We start from the raw sequence: 21657 nt of genomic DNA on the forward strand, positions 1-21657 counted from the left end.
CGGGAAGGAGGCTGCTGAGAAGCGGTGTACAAGTCCAGGAAGCCTTATAAAGCCAAGAAGAGCTCAGAAGAAGGGGCGGCCGCTGCGTTGCCTTACCCGGTGCTTGGAGCGGTCGTGGAAGCGATCGAGGCCCATACGAGGAAAGCCCATATGTATCGGATCTATCTCAAGCTGGAGTTGGATGAGAACGGCGAGGGATTTGAGGATTCGGAGAGTGATTTCGATGCGAGTCCGGAATTCGGCCGACGAATGGAAGTTCCCGGAGAAGCGAAAGCTGCCGGATCGGTATCCGACGACGTCAGCCAGCTTTCGCTTGACTGGAACGACGAGGTCGACGCTCTGATCTCGGGCGCGAAGACGGCCAAGTACAATGCTGAAGCGGTCGTGACGGTTCACGAGGATACGCTCGTCGGCTGGCGGCTGCTGAAGGGCCGTCGGTTGGATGCGGCGGAATACGAGAAACTGAAGCAAGAGGAACAGAAGGAAGAGGCGTATCGTTCCGCGCTGTACATGCTGGAGACGAAGGCTAGGACGACGGCGGAGCTGTCCCGGGCGCTGAAACGAAAAGGCTACGAGGCGGAGATCATTGCGGCGTGCGTAGAACGTCTGCAAGCGCGAAGGTTCGTGGACGATGCGGCTTACGCGAAGCGATTCGCGGAACAACGCGCAAGCGGTCAGCGGAAGGGGCGGATGCTCATCCGCCAGGAGCTGATGCAACGAGGCGTCGGTCGCGCGGACGTGGATCGGGCATTGGAAGAGCTGGACAGTCAAGTAGAGGAATCGGCGGCGTTGTCGTTAGCGCGCAAAAAGTGGCCAAGCACGAAAGGAAACGACAGGGAACGGAAGATGAAATTGTTGGCCTTGCTTATGCGCCGAGGCTACCCTTCCGGCATCGCCCGAACAGCCGTGCAGCAAGCGATTGCGGAGGCAGGGGATGCCGAATCCGACGGGGATGATGACGAAGGATACGGTTACGATTCCATTTCTATGGAAGATTAATGAACCCCTTGTCCATTAAAGGAGTGCTGGCGGAGAACCTTGCTTGACAATCTAATTTCGCAAAAGATAAAATGAATCTGTATTCCATCTTCCCAACCGAAATCGTTTTTCCTTCCAAAAAACGATTCGGTACGCGTTTTTTCGACCATTATGCTTTGCTCACATGTAATCAAACGGTTTAGAAACCGGAAAATCAATTGAATAAGTGTCCCCAAGCGGTTGCCTTGGTGATGCAACGAGGAGGTGAGACCATGGAACTCCAGTCGTGGATCTGGGTCTTGATCGTTCTCGTTGTTGGCGTCCTTTGCTTTGGGATCGGTTATGTCGCACGCAAATCCATTGCGGAAGCCAAAATCTCTAGCGCCGAAGCGGCTGCCATTCAAATTGTCGAAACTGCCAAAAAAGAATCGGAAGCCGTTCGCAAAGAAACGGTGCTGGAAGCCAAAGACGAGGTGCATAAGCTCCGTAACGAAGCGGAACGCGATATTCGCGAACGCCGCAACGAAATTCAACGCCTGGAAAGGCGGCTATTGCAGAAGGAAGAGTCGCTGGATCGCAAGCTAGAAGCGTTGGAACGCAAAGAGGAGCAAGTCGCCAACAAAGAGAAACGCATCGAAGAAATTCAGGGCCAGATCGAGTTGCTGCAAAAGCAACAAATGACCGAGTTGGAGCGCATTTCCAACCTGTCGACGGAAGATGCCAAGCAAATGATCTTGTCGAACGTCGAACAGGAAGTGCGTCACGAAACGGCTCAAATGATCAAAGAAATCGAGCATCAGGCGAAAGAAGAGGGCGACAAGAAAGCCCGCGATATTATCTCGCTCGCGATTCAACGTTGCGCCGCGGATCACGTGGCGGAGACGACGGTATCCGTCGTCACGTTGCCTAACGAAGAGATGAAGGGACGCATTATCGGTCGTGAAGGCCGTAACATCCGTGCTCTTGAGACTTTAACGGGTATAGACCTCATTATCGATGATACGCCTGAAGCGGTTATACTGTCGGGCTTCGATCCGATTCGCCGCGAGATCGCTCGTACTTCGCTTGAGAAACTTGTCGCGGACGGACGGATTCATCCGGCCCGCATCGAGGAAATGGTGGAGAAGTCCCGTAAGGAAGTTGACGAACGGATTCGCGAGTATGGCGAGCAAGCCACTTTCGAAGTGGGCGTGCATGGTCTGCATCCGGATCTGATCAAAATCCTTGGCCGTCTGAAATTCCGGACGAGCTACGGCCAGAACGTGTTGAAGCACTCGATGGAAGTCGCCTACTTAACCGGTTTGATGGCCGGCGAACTGGGAGAAGACATTACGCTTGCGAAACGCGCTGGTTTACTCCATGATATCGGCAAAGCGCTCGACCACGAAGTGGAAGGCTCGCATGTCGAGATCGGCGTGGAATTGGGCAAGAAGTACAAAGAACACCCCGTCGTCATCAACAGTATCGCATCCCACCACGGCGACGTGGAGGCGACATCCGTCATCGCGATGCTCGTCGGAGCGGCCGACGCGCTTAGCGCCGCCCGTCCGGGAGCTCGCCGCGAAACTCTGGAGACTTACATCCGCCGGCTCGAGAAGCTGGAGGCCATCTCCGAATCGTTCGATGGCGTCGAGAAGTCGTACGCGATTCAAGCCGGACGCGAAGTTCGCGTCATGGTGCAGCCCGAGAAAATCGACGATACCGAGGCGTTCCGCTTAGCCCGGGATATTACGAAGAAAATCGAGGGTGAACTGGACTATCCGGGCCACATCAAGGTAACTGTCATCCGTGAAACCCGCGCGGTGGAATACGCGAAATAAAGAAATAAATCACGAAAAGCAGGGAAGGATGAAAAGTGGCTGCGGCAAAATGCAGCCACTTTTCCCTTTTTCACAAGGAAGGCGAGTTGAGAGAACATGAAAATCGTATTTATCGGCGATATCGTCGGCAATGTCGGCAGAGATACCGTCAAACGGTTGTTGCCGTGGTTGAAGGACAAATACAATCCCCACATCATTATCGCGAACGGCGAAAATGCCGCGGGCGGACGAGGAATCAACGCGGCGATCGCGCGCGAATTATTCGACTGGGGCGTTCACGGCATTACGATGGGCAATCATACGTGGGATAACCGCGAAATCTTCGAATTCATCGACGACGAGCCGCGCATCGTGCGCCCGTCCAACTTACCGCCAGGTACGCCGGGACGAGGCAGCATGATCGTTAGAGGCAACGGCAAAGAGCTGGGCGTCGTGAACCTGATCGGACGCACATTCCTGCCGCCGGCGGAATGTCCGTTCCGGACCGCCGATGAAGATATCGAGGAGCTTCATCGCCATACGAAATGCGTACTCGTCGATTTCCATGCGGAAGCGACGAGCGAGAAAATCGCCATGGGCTGGCACTTGGACGGTTACGCGTCCTTGGTCGTCGGCACTCACACGCATGTGCAGACCAACGATGCGCGGATCTTACCGGAAGGTACGGCTTACTTAACGGATTCGGGAATGACCGGCCCGCGCGACGGCGTGTTAGGGATGGATAAGGAAACGGTATTGCGCCGTTTCATAACCGGAATGCCGGGAAGATTTACGGTAGCGGAAGGAAAATGGACGCTGAACGGCGTGTTCGTGGACATTGACGAAACGACAGGAAAAGCGGTCAAAATCCAGAATATTTCCGTGGACGAGGACTCTTGGATCGCCGTATAGAAAATTACGCCATAAAATGAAGCTTTCATGACCATCCCTCTCGGGAAAAGAAGGAATTATCGGTTGGGTTACCGAATAAGTATGCCTAAGTGGGCCCAACCATGGATTCCGTTGAAACCCCGATGCAACCAATAAAGAACCGGGTTGTCATAAGAGGAGGTACTGGTCATGGAAGTATTAAAGGTTTCCGCAAAGTCCAATCCAAATTCCGTAGCAGGCGCACTGGCTGGCGTTCTCCGCGAACGCGGGGCCGCCGAACTGCAAGCGATTGGCGCCGGGGCACTCAACCAAGCGGTGAAAGCCGTCGCGATCGCCCGGGGCTTCGTAGCGCCAAGCGGCGTGGATCTGATCTGCATCCCGGCTTTTACGGATATCGTGATCGATGGAGAAGATCGGACGGCAATCAAGTTGATCGTCGAACCGAGGTAAAGAACAGTAGGATTCATATGACCTGTTACAGGATGCGAATCGCAAGTAGCGCTAATGCGTTACCGGGCGAAGGCATCGTTGCGGCAGGTTTTTTTGTGCCGTTCTCTGTCAAGCGAACGAGCGAATGAACGCGAAGGGGGCTAACAAATGAGAGTCGCGGATCTTCACGTCGACGTGCTAAGTAAATTGCTAGAGAAGCCGGAGCGAAAGTGGACGGCTACGGAAGCGGACGAGGCTTTCGACGCGACGCCCGCTAGATTAGAGAAAGGCGGCGTCGCGCTTCAGGTGTTCGCTTTGTACTTGCCGGACGCGATTCCTTCGAATCCGGAGTCCTTGTTCCTCGGAGCAGAGTTATTCTGGAGCAAAGTGCTTGCAACCAATGGCATGAAGCTGATTCGCCGATCCGGGGATATCGAGAACGCGCGGCAAGAAAATAAGATCGGAGCGTTACTCTCCCTTGAAGGTGCCGACGGACTGAAAGGCCAACTGTGGGCGCTGCGTTTGTTGTACCGCTTGGGTTTGCGCTTGTTGGGACCGACATGGAACCATGCCAATTGGGCATGCGACGGTGCGCTTGAACCACGGGGAGCGGGACTAACGAAAGCAGGCAAGCAGTTGGTTACGGAATGCGAAAATCTGGGTATCCTAGTAGATGTGTCCCATTTATCCGACAAGGGCTTCTGGGATGTGGCGGAGCGAGCCTCTCGTCCTTTTTTCGCGTCCCATTCCAATGCTCGCTCGATCGTCGACAACCCGCGCAACCTGACGGACGAACAGATTGATGCGATTGTCTCCGCGCATGGCATTATCGGGCTGACCTTCGTGCCTTGGTTCGTGACGGCGACCGAGCCTGCTTCTATCGACGATCTTCTTCGCCACGTGGAGCACGTCTGCTCGCTCGGGGGCGCCGATCATATCGCGTTCGGCTCGGATTTTGACGGAATCTCGCGCCACGTACAAGGTTTGACGCACCCGGGACAGTATCCGGATCTCGCCGATGCGTTACTAAAACGCTACTCGGAGACGCAAGTCATCGGGTTTATGGGAGCAAACGCAATCCGATATTTTACAAAAAATCTAAAGGGTTGAATTGTTCGCACGCAAACGATCTCATGCCGGCATCGATCTGATCGCAAAGAACTATATTTCCATTGTTCGAATATGTCTTGCAATTTACGTTCGTTAAACATAATATTTATTACGATAATAAAAAATAATATAGGCTATTTCTGTCGAAAATTGACGAACCAGAGATTAAGAGGAGATGGGCACTGTGATCAGTCAACTGTCATGGAAAATTGGCGGCCAGCAAGGGGAAGGCGTGGAAAGTACGGACCGTATTTTCTCCACTGCGTTAAACCGGCTGGGCTACTACCTGTATGGGTACCGACACTTTTCCTCGCGGATTAAAGGCGGACACACGAACAACAAAATCCGCATCAGCACGAAGCCGATTCGAGCGATATCCGATGACCTGGACATTCTAGTCGCATTCGACCAGGAAAGCATCGATCTGAACGCAGGAGAGCTTCGTCCGGGCGGAATCGTCGTCGCCGACGCGAAATTCTCGCCCACGATTCCCGAGGGCGTCCAAGCACGGCTTTTCGCGGTACCGATTACAGCCATTGCAGAAGAATTAGGCACCTCCCTCATGAAAAATATGGTTGCATCCGGTGCTTCCTGGGGCCTGTTAGGCTTACCTATGGAAGTGTTTAATAAAGCGGTAGAAGAAGAATTCGGTCGTAAAGGTCCGGCTATCGTAGAGAAAAACGTCGAAGCGGTGCGCCGCGGAGCGGAATTCGTGCTCGAGCAAGCGGGCGGACCTCTCGATGAGTTCAAGCTCGAGGACGCCGACGGCAAGCAGAAGCTGTTCATGATCGGTAACGAAGCGCTAGCTCTTGGGAGCGTAGCTGCAGGATGCCGACTCATGTCCGCTTATCCGATTACCCCGGCCTCGGAGATTATGGAATACTTGATCAAAAAACTTCCTAAGTTCGGCGGTACGGTCGTTCAGACGGAGGACGAAATCGCCGCGGTAACGATGGCGATCGGCGCGAACTACGCCGGCGTTCGTACGATGACGGCTTCCGCGGGTCCCGGGCTTGCGCTCATGATGGAAGCGATCGGCCTCTCCGGCATGACGGAAACGCCTCTCGTAATCGTCGATACGCAGCGGGGCGGTCCGTCCACGGGCTTGCCGACGAAACAGGAGCAATCCGACATTAACGCGCTCATCTACGGCACGCACGGAGAAATTCCGAAGCTGGTCGTCGCTCCGAGCACGATCGAGGAATGCTTCTACGATATGATCGAAAGCTTTAACATCGCGGAAAAATATCAAATCCCGGTCATCATCGCGACGGACTTGCAATTGTCTCTCGGCAAGCAAACGTCCGAAGCGCTCGACTACGACAAGATCGTCATCGAACGGGGCAAGCTGATTACGGAAGAACTGCCGCCTAACGAAGACAATCGTTTGTTCAAACGTTACGAGCTGACCGATGACGGCATCTCCCCGCGCGTGCTGCCGGGCGCTAAGCACGGCATTCACCATGTGACGGGAGTCGAGCACGACCAAGAAGGCAGACCGTCGGAAAATGCGCTCAACCGCGAGAAGATGATGGACAAACGCTTAGGCAAGATTCGCGACCTGCGCGTTACGAACGCGATCAAAGCGATCGCGCCTAACGAGAACCCGGATCTGCTAATTATTGCGATGGGGTCTACTGGCGGCACGATCGAAGAAGCGCGCGAGCGTCTAACGGCCGAAGGAATCTCCACAAACCACGTGATGGTACGTCAGATGTTCCCGTTCCCGTCCGAGATGCTGGAGCCTCACCTTGCGGCGGCGAAACAAATCGTCGTTCTCGAGAACAACGCGACGGGCCAGCTCGCTAACTTGATCAAACAAAACATCGGATATCACGATAAAATCCGTAACCTGCTTAAATATGACGGAACGCCGTTCTTGCCTTCGGAAATTCACAAAGCCTGCAAGGAGTTGATCTAAGAGATGGCTACGTTCAAAGAGTTTCGCAACAATGTAAAGCCGAACTGGTGCCCGGGCTGCGGCGACTTCTCCGTACAGGCGGCGATCCAACGCGCGGCGGCTAACGTCGGCCTCGAGCCGGAACAACTCGCGGTCATCTCCGGTATCGGCTGCTCGGGTCGGATTTCCGGTTACATTAACGCGTACGGGCTGCACGGCATTCATGGCCGCTCGCTCCCGATCGCGCAAGGCGTTAAGCTCGCGAACCGCGAGCTTACGGTTATCGCGTCCGGCGGCGACGGAGACGGCTTCGCGATCGGCATGGGACATACGGTCCATGCGATTCGCCGTAACCTCGACGTGACGTATATCGTCATGGACAACCAGATTTACGGGTTGACCAAAGGACAAACGTCCCCGCGCAGCGCGGAAGGCTTCAAGACGAAGTCGACTCCGGAAGGCTCGATCGAGTCCACGTTGTCGCCGCTCGAGATCGCTTTGTCCGCGGGCGCGACATTCGTCGCCCAGTCGTTCTCCAGCGACTTGAAGCAGTTGACCGCGTTGATCGAAGCCGGCCTTAACCATAAGGGCTTCTCGCTCATTAACGTATTCAGCCCTTGCGTTACGTTCAACAAAGTGAACACGTACGACTGGTTCAAGGAAAACATCGTGAATCTGGAGCAGTTCCCGGATTACGATCCGTCCAACCGCATCGCGGCCATGACCAAGATCATGGAAACGAACGGCATGGTAACGGGTCTGATCTACCAGAACAAAGAGCGCAAGTCGTACGAGGATCTGGCCGTCGGCTTCAAGCAAGAAGCGCTTTCCAAACAGGATTTGAAGCTGTCCCGTCAAGACTTCGACAAATTGTTGACAGAATTCAAATAAACGGTCGAATCAAGAGGCGCGCGGGTTTGTCCCGTGCGCCTCTTGGCGTTATACTTGGAATAGGAAAACGTAGGAAAGGTTGTGTTACGATGAGCAAACAAGTTCCCGTCGGCGTATCGGCGCGACATATTCATCTGACTCAGGAGCACGTGGAGGTTTTGTTCGGGAAAGGAGCCGCTCTCACCGAGTTCAAACCGCTCTCGCAGCCCGGGCAATTCGCCGCCAACGAAACGGTAGCCGTGCACGGTCCGAAAGGATCTTTCGCTAAAGTTCGCATTCTCGGGCCTGCTCGCAAGGCAACCCAGCTCGAAGTGTCGCGCACGGACGCATTCGCGTTAGGCCTAATGCCTCCGGTGCGCGAATCCGGAAGTATCGAAGGAACTCCCGGCATTCGAATCGTAGGGCCGGTCGGAGAAGTGACCGTAGACCAAGGCGTTATCGTGGCTGCCCGTCATATTCATTTCCATACGTCGGACGCCGAGCGTTGGGGCATTCAGGATAAGCAGTTGCTTAAGGTGCGCGTGGGCGGCGAGAGAGGTCTCGTGTTCGAACAGGTTCTGGCTCGAGTATCCGATCAATTCGCGCTCGATATGCATATCGATACCGACGAAGGCAACGCAGCTGGAGTCAAGACAGGCGATGTCGCCGAGATCGTAGAGTCATAGCTTAAGCCAGCAGGTTCATGCTATAATACGAAAGATTAACTAGTTGCGGAATAATCGCGAGTAGGGGGAAGGGAAATGGCCAAAGAATCCAAGGATTTTAGCAAATACTTCGATTTCTCCGGTGCCAAAGTCATTTCCGAGGACCACAACGGCAAAACGATCCGCCTGAACGGGCGTGACATTCATATCGTCTCCGAGCCCGATTACCGGCAAGAGAAGCAGCGGGGCAAAGAAGACATACAAGTCCACTATGACAATGCCGTTACGGACGAATTGAAGACCCTTGGGTACGGAAAAAAATACTTAATCCAAACGTACGGCTGCCAGATGAACGAGCACGATACCGAAGTGATGCGGGGCTTGTTCGAGGAAATGGGTTACGAGCCGACGGAAGACCGCAAAATTGCCGACGTGATTCTTTTTAACACGTGCGCCGTCAGGGAGAACGCGGAAGACAAAGTGTTCGGCGAGCTCGGACATATGAAGGTTCTGAAGCTGCAACGCCCGGAAGTCATTCTCGGCGTCTGCGGATGCATGTCGCAGGAAGCTTCCGTCGTGAATCGCATCATGCAGAAGCATCCGCATGTGGACCTTATTTTCGGAACGCATAATATTCATCGTCTTCCGCACTTGTTGCGGGAAGCGCACTTCGGCAAAGAGATGGTCATCGACGTCTGGTCGAAGGAAGGCGACATCATCGAGAATTTACCTAAGAAGCGGACCGAAGGTCTACGCGCTTGGGTGAATATCATGTATGGCTGCGATAAGTTCTGCACGTATTGCATCGTGCCTTATACTCGCGGCAAGGAACGCAGCAGGCTGCCGGAGGACGTCATCGCCGAGGTTCGCGATCTGGCGCGGCAAGGCTTTAAGGATATTACGCTGCTCGGCCAGAACGTGAACGCCTACGGCAAAGATTTCACGGACCGCGACTATCGCTTCGGCGATCTGATGGACGACCTTCGTCTGATCGATATCCCGCGTATCCGTTTTACGACGTCGCACCCGCGCGATTTCGACGATCATCTGATCGAAGTGCTCGCCAAAGGCGGCAATCTCGTAGAGCATATCCATCTGCCGGTGCAATCCGGCAGCACGGAAGTTCTGAAACGGATGAGCCGCAAGTATTCGCGCGAGCGTTACCTGGAGCTCGCACGACGCATACGCGCCGAGATTCCGGGTGCCGTCCTTACTACGGACGTAATCGTAGGTTTCCCGGGGGAAACGGAGGAACAGTTCGAAGAGACGCTTACGCTCATGCGCGAAGCGGGAATCACTTCGGCCTATACGTACTCGTATTCCCCGCGCGAAGGAACTCCGGCGTTCGAAATGGCGGACGACGTAACCGAAGCGGTGAAGAAGAAGCGACTTGCGCGCCTGAACGAGTTGATCGGCCAGTTATCGCACGAGCATCATACTTCGCTCGTCGGACAGGTGATCGAGGTGCTCGTAGAAGGCGAGAGCAAGAACAATGCCAACATCTTATCCGGACGCAGCCGTTCGAATAAGCTCATACATTTTGAAGGAAACAAGGAATGGATCGGGCAGTTCGTACAAGTACGAGTGACGGCGGCCCAGTCTTGGTACGTGAAAGCGGAAGTCGTAACGGAACCGGCCTTGGCCGAACAAGTCGGTTAACCCGGCAATCGCAACAGATTCGAACGGAGGAAATTATTCAATGTCTGGACAAGCGCACGATCATGATCACGACCACAATCACGAGGATGGATGCTCGGTACCGATTTTCGATAACCGGGATCTAATCATTCGCGAAGATATTTTGGCAAGAACGAAAGAACTCGCCCAATTGATCACGACTACGGAAGAAGTCGAGTTATATCAACGTTCGGAGAAGCTGATTCAAACGCACGAACGCGTGCAAGGGCTGATCACGACGATCAAGAAGAAGCAGAAGGAGCTCGTCGCCTTCCAGAATACGTTCAAGAACCCGGCTATGGTCGAGAAAATCGAGGCGGAGATCGACGCGATCCAAGACGAGCTCGATAATATCCCGATCGTTCAGCAATTCCAGCAAAGCCAAGTAGACGTAAACTACTTGTTGCAATCTATCGTTTCCGTTATTCGCGATTCGGTGGCGGAGAAGATCGACGTCGAAGCGGCGAAGCCGGCTGAAGATCCCGAAGAGTGCGATTGATTCGCCAAAAACCAAGAGGCCACGCTTACGCGTGGCCTTTCGCATGCAGTTGATGGCGTCGGATGGTTAACGGATGCCGTTCGGGGTCGGAGTCAAGCTCAAAGTGAAGTTCCGCTGATCGAATTGAAGAATATGTTGCTGATTCGCGCCTAGCCTCCATTTCTGAAGCCAAAGAGCGGGCAAACGTAACCGTTCGTCGGAAAGATTAGCGGGAACGTGAAGACGAAGCGGGGCGATGTTCCGACCATATCGCACTTTAATAATCGAACCTTGCTTCTCGGGAATGCCAAGCCGCGCCAGCAATTCGTAGCCGACGGAGAGTAAGCCGGGTCCGAGCGTGCTTGTCGTCAACAAGGAACGGGTCTCGCTAAGCGGAGCGGGCTTGAGGATAAGCGAATGATCGCCTTGATTGTAGGTAAGTAAATATCTACGCAGAGCAGTGAGTTGAAATTGCTTGGCTAGAGCGTAGTTCATCTCCATGAAGTCGGCAAAGCATTCTCTTCCTTCCAAAAATTGAAGCTGGATATCTTGCTTGATCGTGCCTCGCTTAAGGGTTATTGGCGTATTGCGGGGAATGGCAAGCAATTCCGATGCGGAATCGGAGCTGTTGAGGGTGAGCACGACGGTATGGACGGGAAGCTTGGCGATAAACAAGTCTAGGCGACCGCTTGCCATAGGGATGGGACACGCTCCTTCAAAGGCGGATGAATCTCTGAATTCTTCCACTTTATGCGAGCGGGAGGGACCCTGTTTGTATCTTCGTCCTGAAACGAAAAGAAGGGCTTCCGCGATAATCGGAAGCCCTGTCTTATACGGGATATTTCTATTGCTTTCTTGCGCGGATGGCCGGAAGAACCGGACGAACGGCTAAGACAACGAGGGTGGCCACGACGGCTTTGATCGCATCGCCTGGCAAGAAGGGATAGAGTCCATTTCTTAGTGCGCCCTGCAACGTATTGTATTTGTCGCTATTGACCGAATGGGCGAGCCATGGGACACCGCTCGTGTAAAGCAGCAACGAACCGAACCCGAACACGGCGAGCAAAAGCATGATTTGCTGCGTGCGCGTAAGCTTCTTGCTTTTCGCGAATAAAGCGTCGCTGACGAGACCGATGAGTAGCGCGGCGATCGGGTACATCCATATGTAGCCGGCGGTAGGTCCTGTTAACTTGGCGATGCCGCCTGCTCCGCCGATTAACGGAAGTCCAGTAGCGGTAAGCGCAACGACGAGGAAAATACTCCAGAAGCCATAAACGGCGCCGAGCAAACCGCCCGCGAGCATAATGGCGAACGTACCGAGCGTGATCGGCACTTGGGTGAAGCCCAGAGGAATTTTGATCAGGGTAGCGACGATAAACAAAGCGCCGAATAGCGCGATGAATACGACGCCTCGAATCCAGTTCGTGTTAGCAGCACCGGAAAGCGATGAGGAAATGGCTTGCTTGGATTTCACAGATGTAGCGGTTTCTCTTTCTTGATTGGACATTGTCAAATAGCCTCCTGAATGTTAACCTGTATTCATGATGTTGGTTAACAATTGCGATTGTAGCATGCCTTAGATCGATTTGAAAAGAGGGAATTCGAAAAATGAAGAAACGTTCCGCCGAGCGAATGACGCTTAAGGACGTGTCCGTATATGGAGAGAACGAGCTCGACGAGGCTCAAGTCCGTCTTGAAAATATCACGCTATCGATCTCCGCGGGCGAATGGCTGAACGTCGTCGGAGTAAACGGAAGCGGGAAGTCTACGCTCGTCAGATTGCTTGCGGGCTTACATACTTTCGGGGCGGTAGGAGAGCTGGAACGAGGATTCGCCGGCGAGAGAGGCAGTCCGATCGTCTTGCAGCAACCGAAAGCGCAATTGTTCGGAGAGACGCCACGCGAAGAAATCGTGTTCGCGTTAGAATGGCGGGGGATCGAGGGACAAGAGATCGCCGCGCAAGCGGAACGCGCGTTGGAACGGGCGGGCTTGAGCGAATTGGCCGACGAGCCCTGGTCAAGGCTGTCCGGAGGTCAGCAGCAGCTTGCCGCGATCGCGGCGGCAACGGCTTCAGTGGCAGATGCGGCTCTCGTCGTGCTGGACGAAGTCACGTCTATGCTCGACGAGTCGAATCGCGACTCGGTGCTGCGAATGGTTCGTGGGCTTCATCGGGAAGGAACGGCGATCGTGTGGGTGACTCAACGGCTAGAAGAGTTGGTTCCGGAAGCTAGAGTCGTGGCTCTGCGCGAAGGGACAGTGTTCTTCGATGGACGGGCACGCGATTTTCTATATGGAGAGGCGGTTGGAGTCCCGGCTGCCGATCCTTCCCCGGTATCCCCTTGCCTCAGGGCGGGGTTAAGATTGCCGTATTTGGCGACTTTGGCGATCGAGCTAAGAAAGCTAGGCAAGTTAAACGATCCGTTGCCGGTTACGTCGGAAGAATGGAGAAAGGTGATGGGGAATGCCGCGGACAAAGAAAACAAAAGAGCGATATAAACTGTCCCAGCCCGTGCCTCTACTCCTAGATGGAATACGTTGGAGGCTTGGCGACGAAAGCGAGAACGCGGCGCGAACATCCGGTCTGAAGCTGGAGCCGGGTACGGTAACCGTATTAATGGGCCCGAATGGCGTAGGCAAGACAACCTTGCTAGAGAAGCTGGCGGGTTTACGACCTGCGGAGAAGCTGCAAGTCTCCTACGGTTCGGAGTCGTTGTGGACTCAAAGCTGGACGGGCAAAGCACGATTGAACGAGAATGCCCTTCTTCAATACGGCTATGCCTGCCAGTCTGCGGAAGACGGCTTGTTCGCAAGAAGCGTAGGCGAGGAAATGAACTACTCTCTTAGACCCTATCCCCTATCCGTCGAAGAGCGATCGGAGAAAACTTCGACAGCTATGAAAGCCGTCGGATGGGACGATTCCTGGGTGGAACGGGATCCTTATCGGATGAGCGGCGGCGAACGGCGCAGAACAGCCCTTGCTTCCGTGTTCGTAAGTCCGGCTCCTTGGCTGTTGCTGGATGAACCTACTGCCGGTTTGGATGGAGCGGGCCACGAGGATGTAGCCAGCCAGCTCCGTAAGATCAAGTCGAGCGGCAAAGGTATCGTACTCGTCTCGCACGATTCCGATTGGGCATTAGCTCTCGCGGATCAAGTCTTGTTGCTTCATTCGGATGGATCTTTACGCTTGTGCAGCCGAGAACAACTGCTAGAGCATCCCCAATGGCTCGAAGAGACCGGAATGACCGTGCCTGAATGGCTGCAAATGGCTCATCTACTTTGGAGCAACGGAGTGTCTCCCGAACAAGCGTGGCATCCGGCGCATGCTGCGGCGGCGATCGCAGCGTCTTGGCCTCCAGATTCGCTAGATTTAGCGGTTGCGGGGAGTGCCGATTTCACGGTTAAGCAAATGCCCAAATCCGCGGATAGAGGCTGGAAACATCGTTTGGCAGGCTTTGATCCGCGGTCGGTGTGGTTGGCCTATGTGTGCCTTTCGACAGGACTATTGTTTCTCGGGGATTGGATTTCCTTAGCCGTGGGGGCAGGCGTTGTTGCGTCTTTACTCGTTGGCGGCCATATATCGCTCAAGCGATGGCAGGGACTGATCGTGAATTACGCCATGTTCTCTATTTTCGCCTCGCTGTTATTCGCATGGGGGACGGGCGGGAATGGTGCGATTGTCGAATGGGGAGCTTTTGCGGAGATGTTGTTTCCTTTCCTACGAACGATGCTTGTCCTATTGCTAGGATTGGCGATTCCGCTCGTCATGTCGCCTTTGGCTTTGCGGAGATCGCTAGAGCAACTGGTGACGATAAAAGGTCGCTCTCTCCGAGGAGCCCGGAGATTGATTCTTATCGTAACCCTGATGATGAGATTCGTGCCGGTGTTATTGGAGCTGTGGGAGCGGTTCGTAAGGATATTCCTTGCCCGCGGCAAGACGGCATCCCGCAATCCGATCGCGTTCGGGAGAAAACTTCGGGATGTGGCCATTCCTTTTCTCCTTGCGTTATTCCGGCTTGGGGACGAGGTGTCGTTAGCGCTTGAGAGCAGAGGAGTCGGCGAAGACAGCCGTCCGACCCACTCGGTTAAGATGAGTTGGCGCTTAAGAGATTATGGTTTCGTCGCGTTCGCGATAGCTTTGGCCGTGGGGCTGTGGGGCTTCGCCAATCGCTAATGCCAGCGCGGATGACTAGGAATCGATCTCTTTATTGAGAGAAAGGATAGCGGCGGTGATTCCTAAGGCTGCCCCGAAGAGGAAACCGGCTTGTAAGCCGCCCAAGGCGTTCAAGCCTCCGGCCAAATAGGGACCGAGGAACATGCCCATGGAATAGGTGGATTGGTAGAAGCCCATCGCCGTCGCACGTTCGGCTGGGACGAAGTTGCGAATCGACAGACTGAGCAGCAGCGGGAAGTATAGCGCCTGGGCGATCCCGTTGAACATCTGAGTCACGGCCAGCCAACCTAGATTCGGACTAAACGGGATCGCGGCGGTGAACAAGGCCGCCGCGAGAAAGCCGACGATGACAATCTTTCGCGTACCGAAGCGGGGCGCCAAGAAACGCCCGCTCCACAAGGAGACAAGAGCGTGCGGGATCATGAAGGAGACGACGATACCCGTTAGCTGGGCCTCGCTGGCGCCAAGCTCGATCGCTTGAAGCGGCGTGAAACCGAACATCGTAATGAACAAGATGCCATGCGCGAGCAACGAAAGAATCGCCACTTTCCATAGCAGAGTGGATCGAAGCACGCGGAATAGCATTGTTTTTTTGGAGACGCGAAGGGCAGTATCGGTATGTTCCGAATTAATTGCTTTGTCCTTGGAATCTAAGGGGATGGCGGGTTTGGGTTCATAGACGAACAAAGAAACGACCATTCCGACGGCCGCAATGGCGATACCACATAGGAACGCATAATTCCACCCGCCTGCCGAAGCGAGCCATCCGCTCACGCTCATTCCCGCAAGCTGGCCGAATACGGTCAGGAAGCTTAAAGTCCCCATCGCTTGGTGCGTCTGATGGGTTGGATAATACGAAGCATATAGCACCGTAAAAGGAACCCATGCCGCCGCGCACAACCCCGCCATCAACCTGCCCGCCAGAGGCCCGCCCCAAGTCCCCGGCAGCATGAACAGTATGCAGCTAATCAAACCGGCAATCATCCCGATCAGAAGAAAAGGCTTGCGTCGATTGATTACGTCCGAGAACAAACCAAGCGGCAGTCGCGTAATCACTTGGGTCAATCCATAGCTACCCAGAATAAACCCGATCCACCCCATAGATAAACCGCGATCCTTAAGATAAGGGCTTAATATCGGGACATATATATATAAAGTCGACCAATACAGAATCGTCGCGACCGCGAAAATCAAGTGCCGGCGACGGTAGGAGACAGAAGTGCTCCGAGGTTGGATTTGTTGTTCGGTTGCCAGTTGCATTGTAGGAAAAGCCTCCCGCGTTGTTCGGCATGAGATGAGATCTTCGACTACTCTACTGTAACGGAAGCGCCGGGAAATGGGAAGATTTCTCGAAGCGGATCGTCGATTGAATATACTTATTGACCGGGTAATCGTAAATCAAGTAGAATATTTACAAATTCATGTGAATTAATTCACAACTCATCGAGATCGAAGGAGAATTCATGATCCAGATTACTCGACCGAATCCAACGGATATTCACCTAATTTTCGAGATTTATCAACAATGCATGATTGATTTGGAAAAGCAAAATATTCACCAGTGGAATGATCATTACCCGAATCAGGGAAACATTGAGGAAGATCTTAGAAACAATAGTATCTACATAGCGAAGTATAATCAGGAAATCGTCGGCGTAGTCTCGTTCGACGATCAAGATTTTCAAGAGTATCAGACTGTCGATTGGAAAGATAAGGAGGGTAGATTTGCGGTCATTCATAGATTAGCCGTAAAGCCAACATACCAAGGGCTCGGAATAGCAAAGACTCTCATGCAATTCGCGTATGATCGCTGCAGCGAGCAAAAATACGGATCGATTCGTCTAGACGTATTCGGCGCCAATGAAAAAGCGGTGCTTTTCTATCATAAGCTAGGGTTCGAGACGAGGGGCGAAGTTTATTTCGACGGAAGAACTTCATTGTTTTATTGCATGGAGAAAGAAATTGCAAGTCCGAAATGAAGGAATGAGGGCCAGGGGAGATCGAATATATAAAGAAGCAGAGAATAGCTAAGTCTGGCAGGATAATAACGATTAATCGGAGGTTACTAGGATGAACCCCATTCAAAATCTAGTCGGTGCGATTTTTATTCCGGTCAGCCATATCGAACAAGCTCGAGATTGGTATTGCGAGATTCTAGGTTTACCGAATGACGGGGGCATAATATCCGGACATCTATACGTTATCCCCATGCAAGGAATGAACATCGTTCTGGACAGCAAGATTTATTCGGAAAATCATGTATTCAAAGTGCCGGCCTTTCATTTCAATACGCTGAACATCGAAGAAGCTTATGAATACATGCAATCCAAAAACGTACCTATTACGACCGCAATCGAAAACGGTCATTGGTTTAACTTCAAAGATCCGGACGGAAACCATTTAATGATATGCAAATGTTGATACATCGTAATGTAACGCCATAAACAGACCGAGGATGGACAGTATGTATAAAGCGATTATTTTCGACTTGGACAATACGTTGTTGAATTATTCTTTAAGCGAACTGGATTCCATGAAGAAAACGTTACGCGATCATCGATTATTCGTCAACGAAGAGGCAAAATGGGAAGCATTCTGGGAATCGTATACGAAGCACAACTTCAAGCATTGGATGAATTTCGTGAATAAAATAGGACCTCACGCCTCCATCGAAGAGGTGCTGATCAGCTCGTTCCGCGATTCGCTTAACCTGCATTCAACCCAGCATGAACATCTCTCCCGGACGTATTGGGATTACTTCTGCAACACTTGTTATTTCGAGGACGGCGCCGAAGACGTTCTTCATTACTTGAAACCCAAATATAAGCTAGGTATTATTTCAAATGGAATAAGCGTTGCGCAAAGGAAAAGACTCGCCGTCGGTAATATATACGAGACGTTTCAATCCATCGTCGTGTCCGACGAAGCGGGCGTTCGGAAGCCTAGCAAAGAAATATTCGATATTTCTCTTCGCGAGCTTGGGCTCGGCAACGAAGAAGTGCTATTTGTCGGCGATTCCTTGACGGACGATTATCATGGAGCAAGGAATGCGGACATCGATTTCTGCTACTATAACAGGAAAAACGATCGCTTATCCGATGAGTATCAACCCAAGTACATCGTAAAAGAGCTGCAGGAACTACTAAGGGTTATCGGCGCGGAGAATCGTTAAGGAAGTAAAGAAACCCCGGAGACCGGGGTTTCTTCTTCTTTCTAGATGAGCCTCGTCCAGTCGAAAAGAACGCCCATGGCCGAGCTGCGGTTATTGACCAAGGATTCATAGACGCTCGCGGCATCAATAGGGGAGTAACGATGGGTAATCAATGAATCGACTTCCATTCTTCCTTGGGAGAGATAACTTAAGAATAGATCGGACATGGCGGGATGGTTCCAGCCCTTGTAATCCATACTCGCATGTATGCCTTGGATGGAAACGGAGTTGGATACAACGTTGCGACCCATCTCTTGTTGAGACGGGGTCGAAGTATCCCCTAGCAGAATGACGCGCCCAAGGGGTTTGACGAGCCGAGTGGCATGGGCTAAGACGGACGGGTGGCCTGTCACGTCTAGGACGACGTCAAGCATTCGACCGTTCGTCCTTCTCTTGATTTCTTCGATGGCATTGTTGGCATCCATAGGTAAAGAAATGATGCCCGGGCGTGGCCGAAGCATTCGCTGTCGACTCTCGGCAGGATCGATCGCGTATATTTCTTTGGCACCGGATAAATAGAGATATTGGGTAACCAATTGTCCGAGTAGCCCGAGTCCGATGATTCCCACGGTTTCTCCGAGCGCAAGCTCCGTTCTCCTCGCGCCAAGCTGCGTCGTAATCGCAAGACTGAGCCAGGTGCCTTGCTCGGCGCTAGTACCTTCCGGAAGAACATATGCGGATCTGGCTTCCGTCTTAAAAAATTGATTATGGGATTGGATAACGAATACCCGGTCGCCTTTCCTTATTCCTTCGACATCCATGCCGACCTCGAGCACTTCAGCCACCATGGAGTACCCGGGATGGAAGGGATATTTCACCCAATCTTCCCAGTTGGTACCCGTATCGAATACGCCTCGCAAACATTGTAGTTCCGTCCCCGTGCTGACAAGCGAACTGATCGCTTTGCATAAAATCTCCGTCCGCCCAAGCTCGGCCTGGAACTCTTCCGTCAATACTTCTACCTTTTGTTTTTCCGTGAACACGATATTCAGCGACTTCATCGAACGGCCTCCCTTACTAAAGTGACTCCCCTTATGATCAACTGAATCATCTATTTACCGATAGGTTAGGCTAATCTCATGTGATTGTAAATAGAGGTTTTGTTATGGGGCGATTACGGAATGCCGGGGGTCAATTGGAATATTATGAGAAAATAGAAATTTACAGCGGTCGATAGGAATGATAAGATCGGATAAACAAGTAAATCTAATATTCGAAGCTAGGCTGACTCCGAAAGTATCGTGAGGCTATTCCCATCCATGCGGCGGGAGGAGCCTCTTTTTTATTGTTCGATGCGATTGAGGAGTTCGAAGGGATAAAAGGCTAAGAAAGGGGAGCTTTCAATGAAGGTACGTTTGTATAAGCGCAGCGAGGCGGAACTGGTCTTCGAATTTCCAAATGTTAAGGAATGGGTTGCCCGGTTGCGTCAGATCAAGGGATGCCGATGGAATCCGGAATTACGCGCATGGACGATTCCGTATACGCTGTTGAACGTGGAGAGATTCGTGGTGTTGTTCTGCGATATCGATTACCTGGTGGAGTTGGCTTTGCAGGAAGAGTGTCACCTATTGTCCGGGGAAATTAGCGAGGGTAAGAACTCGAATAAGAAAGGTAAAGTCGGACGGAAGACCGTCGATTTCGAGCGTTCGTCTTGGAATTCGTATACGGAGAGCTTGCTTGTGTATCAATTGAAGCTACGCGGATATAGCCCGAGAACGATTAAAGCCTATTGCGGACATGTCAGCCGGCTATATCGTTATTACCGCGAGCACCCAGAGTTATCGGTTCTGGATATCGTGTCGCAATTTAGTTACTTTTTGCTGAGTCGGAAGCTATCCCATGACTATGTAAACCAAGCGATCAGCGGAGTGAAATTTTATCTCGAGGAAGTGTGCGATTCATTGGAAGGAAGCTATTCCTACGTCCGTCCGAAGAAGGAAAAGAAACTCCCGAACGTGCTGGGGAAGCGGGAGGTGATGAAGCTGCTGTCCTTCATTCAAAATCGGAAGCATCAGGCGATCTTCTATTTGATCTATTCCTCCGGCTTGCGAGTCGGTGAGGTTGTCCGGCTGCGGCTCGGGGATATCGATCGGGAGCGCAAGACATTGCATATTCGACAAGGAAAAGGAAGAAAGGATAGGCTGACGGTGTTGTCGGATCTGGCGTTAACCGTAATCCAATCGTATATCGAAGACTCTAGACCGGAAGGGTGGCTATTCCCTGGTCAACAACCCGGAAGTCATCTCACGGAAAGAACCGTACAGAAAGTATTCGAGCAGGCTCTTAAAGCGGCATCGATCAACAAAGAAGTCAGCGTTCACGCTCTTCGGCATTCATTTGCCACTCATCTGTTGGAAGACGGCATCGACATTCGTTACATCCAAGAATTCCTCGGCCACAAAAGCACCCGTACGACGGAAATCTATACCCACGTGGCCGTGAAAGACGTAAGGAGGATTATGAGCCCGCTAGATCGAATAGTAGAGTCATCCCAGGATTAAGGGTTTATCTGGGAGTTGGTTTGGGGGCTTTGGTGACGGGTTGCAAGCAAGATGAGAAGCAAGTTGAAGAGCAAGTTGAAGAGCAAAATGAGAAGTAAGATGACATACATGTACAGAATTCACTTCTTATTTGCGATATTCACGAACCACACAAACCAGGCTCAAATAAAGATATTCGCGAAGTTCGCAGAAGAGATGTTATATGAAATTGGACCCGAAGCGACAGCGAATTAAAGATAAGGGTTTGCGAACTATTGAAGAGCCATCTTAAATCAGAGAAGAACATGAAGTGAATTCAGGTTTCGAGGGATCTAGGAACAGCGTGGTTGGCAAAAGAGACAAAGAATGATGAATGAAATCAAAACTATATTTTGAAAAAAATTAATTATTGAATGTTATTGTGGGAACAGGTGCCTGAAAGTAGAGGGTCAAGACATATTATTTTGAGGGAGCAGGTGCCTGAAAGTAGAATGTTATGACATATTATTTTGAGGGAACAGATGCCTGCAAGTAGAGGGTCAATACAAATTGTTTTGAGGGAAAAGGTGCCTGGAAGTAAGATCAAGAGAATTGGTTGTGAGAGTGGATCAAGAGGCAGAAATTGTCGGTGTCTAGAGAACAGCGAGATTGGCAATGAAGTGGAAGCATGAAGGCGATTCGAGGAAGTAATCGGGAAGAAGATGGCTAGCGGGTGTTACATGTTTTGAGATAGGTAGAGGTGGGATTTACTATTTCAGAGCGGGTTCGAGCCCGGAAGGCACTTAAGGGTTAGGCAAGCATGAGATGAAGAGTCCAACATCATATAACAACGTATTCACGCTTCGAGCCATTCGGCTCTCGGTTCGCCAGAGGTATGCGCTAGAAGTAAATTCAGGCGAACACATCTACAAGACTAACTGCGCGATGCGCAGCCGGTTCGATGATCAGCTTCGCATGTACCTATCAGTACCTTAAGTCTTTCGACGTCGTGAATACTG

At 52.2% G+C, this 21657-nt stretch carries 20 protein-coding genes; 16 read left to right on the plus strand and 4 right to left on the minus strand.

All coding sequences use genetic code 11. The features are described from left to right. The first annotated feature begins 24 nt into the window (after positions 1-24). The 10 genes from D7Z26_RS10125 (at position 25) to D7Z26_RS10170 (ending at position 10818) form a co-directional block, all read left to right on the plus strand. Positions 25-999, plus strand: coding sequence for a regulatory protein RecX (locus D7Z26_RS10125; protein WP_120976366.1), 975 nt, complete (start codon positions 25-27; stop codon positions 997-999). Between the two features lie 251 nt (positions 1000-1250). Next, positions 1251-2798 carry a ribonuclease Y gene (gene rny, locus D7Z26_RS10130; protein ID WP_120976368.1) on the plus strand — a complete coding sequence of 516 codons (1548 nt, stop codon included), beginning with the start codon at positions 1251-1253 and terminating at the stop codon, positions 2796-2798. Positions 2799-2894: 96 nt separating this feature from the next. Next, entirely contained in the window at positions 2895-3689 is a 795-nt protein-coding gene (locus D7Z26_RS10135) for a TIGR00282 family metallophosphoesterase (protein WP_120976370.1), read from the plus strand. A gap of 168 nt (positions 3690-3857) precedes the next feature. Further along, positions 3858-4118, plus strand: a complete 261-nt coding sequence (gene spoVS, locus D7Z26_RS10140; protein WP_027084382.1) for a stage V sporulation protein SpoVS — start codon at positions 3858-3860, stop codon at positions 4116-4118. A 147-nt stretch (positions 4119-4265) separates the two neighbouring features. After that, positions 4266-5207: a dipeptidase gene (locus D7Z26_RS10145; RefSeq protein ID WP_120976372.1), complete on the plus strand. Its 942-nt coding sequence runs from the start codon at positions 4266-4268 to the stop codon at positions 5205-5207. A 184-nt stretch (positions 5208-5391) separates the two neighbouring features. Beyond that, positions 5392-7128: a 2-oxoacid:acceptor oxidoreductase subunit alpha gene (locus tag D7Z26_RS10150; RefSeq protein ID WP_120976374.1), complete on the plus strand. Its 1737-nt coding sequence runs from the start codon at positions 5392-5394 to the stop codon at positions 7126-7128. Positions 7129-7131: 3 nt separating this feature from the next. Then, on the plus strand, positions 7132-7998 hold the full coding sequence (locus D7Z26_RS10155; protein WP_120976376.1) for a 2-oxoacid:ferredoxin oxidoreductase subunit beta: 867 nt from the start codon (positions 7132-7134) through the stop codon (positions 7996-7998). An 89-nt stretch (positions 7999-8087) separates the two neighbouring features. Then, positions 8088-8663 (plus strand): phosphate propanoyltransferase, encoded by a 576-nt coding sequence (pduL, locus tag D7Z26_RS10160; RefSeq protein WP_120976378.1) that lies wholly within the window; start codon positions 8088-8090, stop codon positions 8661-8663. A gap of 75 nt (positions 8664-8738) precedes the next feature. Then, positions 8739-10301 carry a tRNA (N6-isopentenyl adenosine(37)-C2)-methylthiotransferase MiaB gene (gene miaB, locus D7Z26_RS10165; protein WP_120976380.1) on the plus strand — a complete coding sequence of 521 codons (1563 nt, stop codon included), beginning with the start codon at positions 8739-8741 and terminating at the stop codon, positions 10299-10301. Positions 10302-10341: 40 nt separating this feature from the next. Beyond that, entirely contained in the window at positions 10342-10818 is a 477-nt protein-coding gene (locus tag D7Z26_RS10170) for a RicAFT regulatory complex protein RicA family protein (protein ID WP_120976381.1), read from the plus strand. A 66-nt stretch (positions 10819-10884) separates the two neighbouring features. Here D7Z26_RS10170 and D7Z26_RS10175 read toward each other — a convergent pair whose 3' ends face one another. Continuing rightward, positions 10885-11493, minus strand: a complete 609-nt coding sequence (locus D7Z26_RS10175) for a hypothetical protein (protein WP_120976383.1) — start codon at positions 11491-11493, stop codon at positions 10885-10887. Positions 11494-11641: 148 nt separating this feature from the next. Further along, the gene (locus D7Z26_RS10180; RefSeq protein WP_120976384.1) at positions 11642-12304 is read right to left on the minus strand and encodes a biotin transporter BioY; all 663 of its coding nucleotides are present in this window, start codon (positions 12302-12304) and stop codon (positions 11642-11644) included. Positions 12305-12405: 101 nt separating this feature from the next. Between D7Z26_RS10180 and D7Z26_RS10185 the strand changes: the two genes are divergently transcribed. Together D7Z26_RS10185 and D7Z26_RS10190 are read left to right on the plus strand one after the other, a co-directional pair. After that, a complete protein-coding gene (locus D7Z26_RS10185) occupies positions 12406-13293 on the plus strand; it encodes an energy-coupling factor ABC transporter ATP-binding protein (RefSeq protein WP_120976387.1) in 888 nt (295 codons plus the stop codon). Further along, positions 13259-14968 carry an ATP-binding cassette domain-containing protein gene (locus D7Z26_RS10190; protein WP_120976389.1) on the plus strand — a complete coding sequence of 570 codons (1710 nt, stop codon included), beginning with the start codon at positions 13259-13261 and terminating at the stop codon, positions 14966-14968. The genes D7Z26_RS10185 and D7Z26_RS10190 overlap by 35 nt, the downstream gene beginning before the upstream one ends. A gap of 15 nt (positions 14969-14983) precedes the next feature. On the opposite strand, the gene D7Z26_RS10195 is transcribed toward D7Z26_RS10190, so the two are convergent. Next, positions 14984-16228, minus strand: coding sequence for an MFS transporter (locus tag D7Z26_RS10195; RefSeq protein ID WP_120976391.1), 1245 nt, complete (start codon positions 16226-16228; stop codon positions 14984-14986). A gap of 203 nt (positions 16229-16431) precedes the next feature. On the opposite strand from D7Z26_RS10195, the gene D7Z26_RS10200 reads away from it, so the two are divergent. The 3 genes from D7Z26_RS10200 to D7Z26_RS10210 all read left to right on the plus strand — a co-directional run bounded on the left by D7Z26_RS10200 (position 16432) and on the right by D7Z26_RS10210 (position 18140). Beyond that, a complete protein-coding gene (locus D7Z26_RS10200) occupies positions 16432-16947 on the plus strand; it encodes a GNAT family N-acetyltransferase (RefSeq protein ID WP_120976393.1) in 516 nt (171 codons plus the stop codon). Positions 16948-17038: 91 nt separating this feature from the next. Then, positions 17039-17389, plus strand: coding sequence for a VOC family protein (locus tag D7Z26_RS10205; RefSeq protein ID WP_120976395.1), 351 nt, complete (start codon positions 17039-17041; stop codon positions 17387-17389). A 43-nt stretch (positions 17390-17432) separates the two neighbouring features. After that, entirely contained in the window at positions 17433-18140 is a 708-nt protein-coding gene (locus D7Z26_RS10210) for an HAD family hydrolase (protein ID WP_120976397.1), read from the plus strand. A 41-nt stretch (positions 18141-18181) separates the two neighbouring features. Here the strand turns inward: D7Z26_RS10210 and D7Z26_RS10215 are convergent, their stop codons facing one another. Next, positions 18182-19180, minus strand: coding sequence for a zinc-dependent alcohol dehydrogenase (locus D7Z26_RS10215; protein WP_120976399.1), 999 nt, complete (start codon positions 19178-19180; stop codon positions 18182-18184). 342 nt (positions 19181-19522) lie between these two features. Between D7Z26_RS10215 and D7Z26_RS10220 the strand changes: the two genes are divergently transcribed. Beyond that, entirely contained in the window at positions 19523-20680 is a 1158-nt protein-coding gene (locus D7Z26_RS10220; RefSeq protein WP_199731689.1) for a tyrosine-type recombinase/integrase, read from the plus strand. Positions 20681-21657: the final 977 nt, after the last annotated feature.

The organism is Cohnella endophytica (assembly GCF_003628305.1).
Classification (GTDB): domain Bacteria; phylum Bacillota; class Bacilli; order Paenibacillales; family Paenibacillaceae; genus Cohnella; species Cohnella endophytica.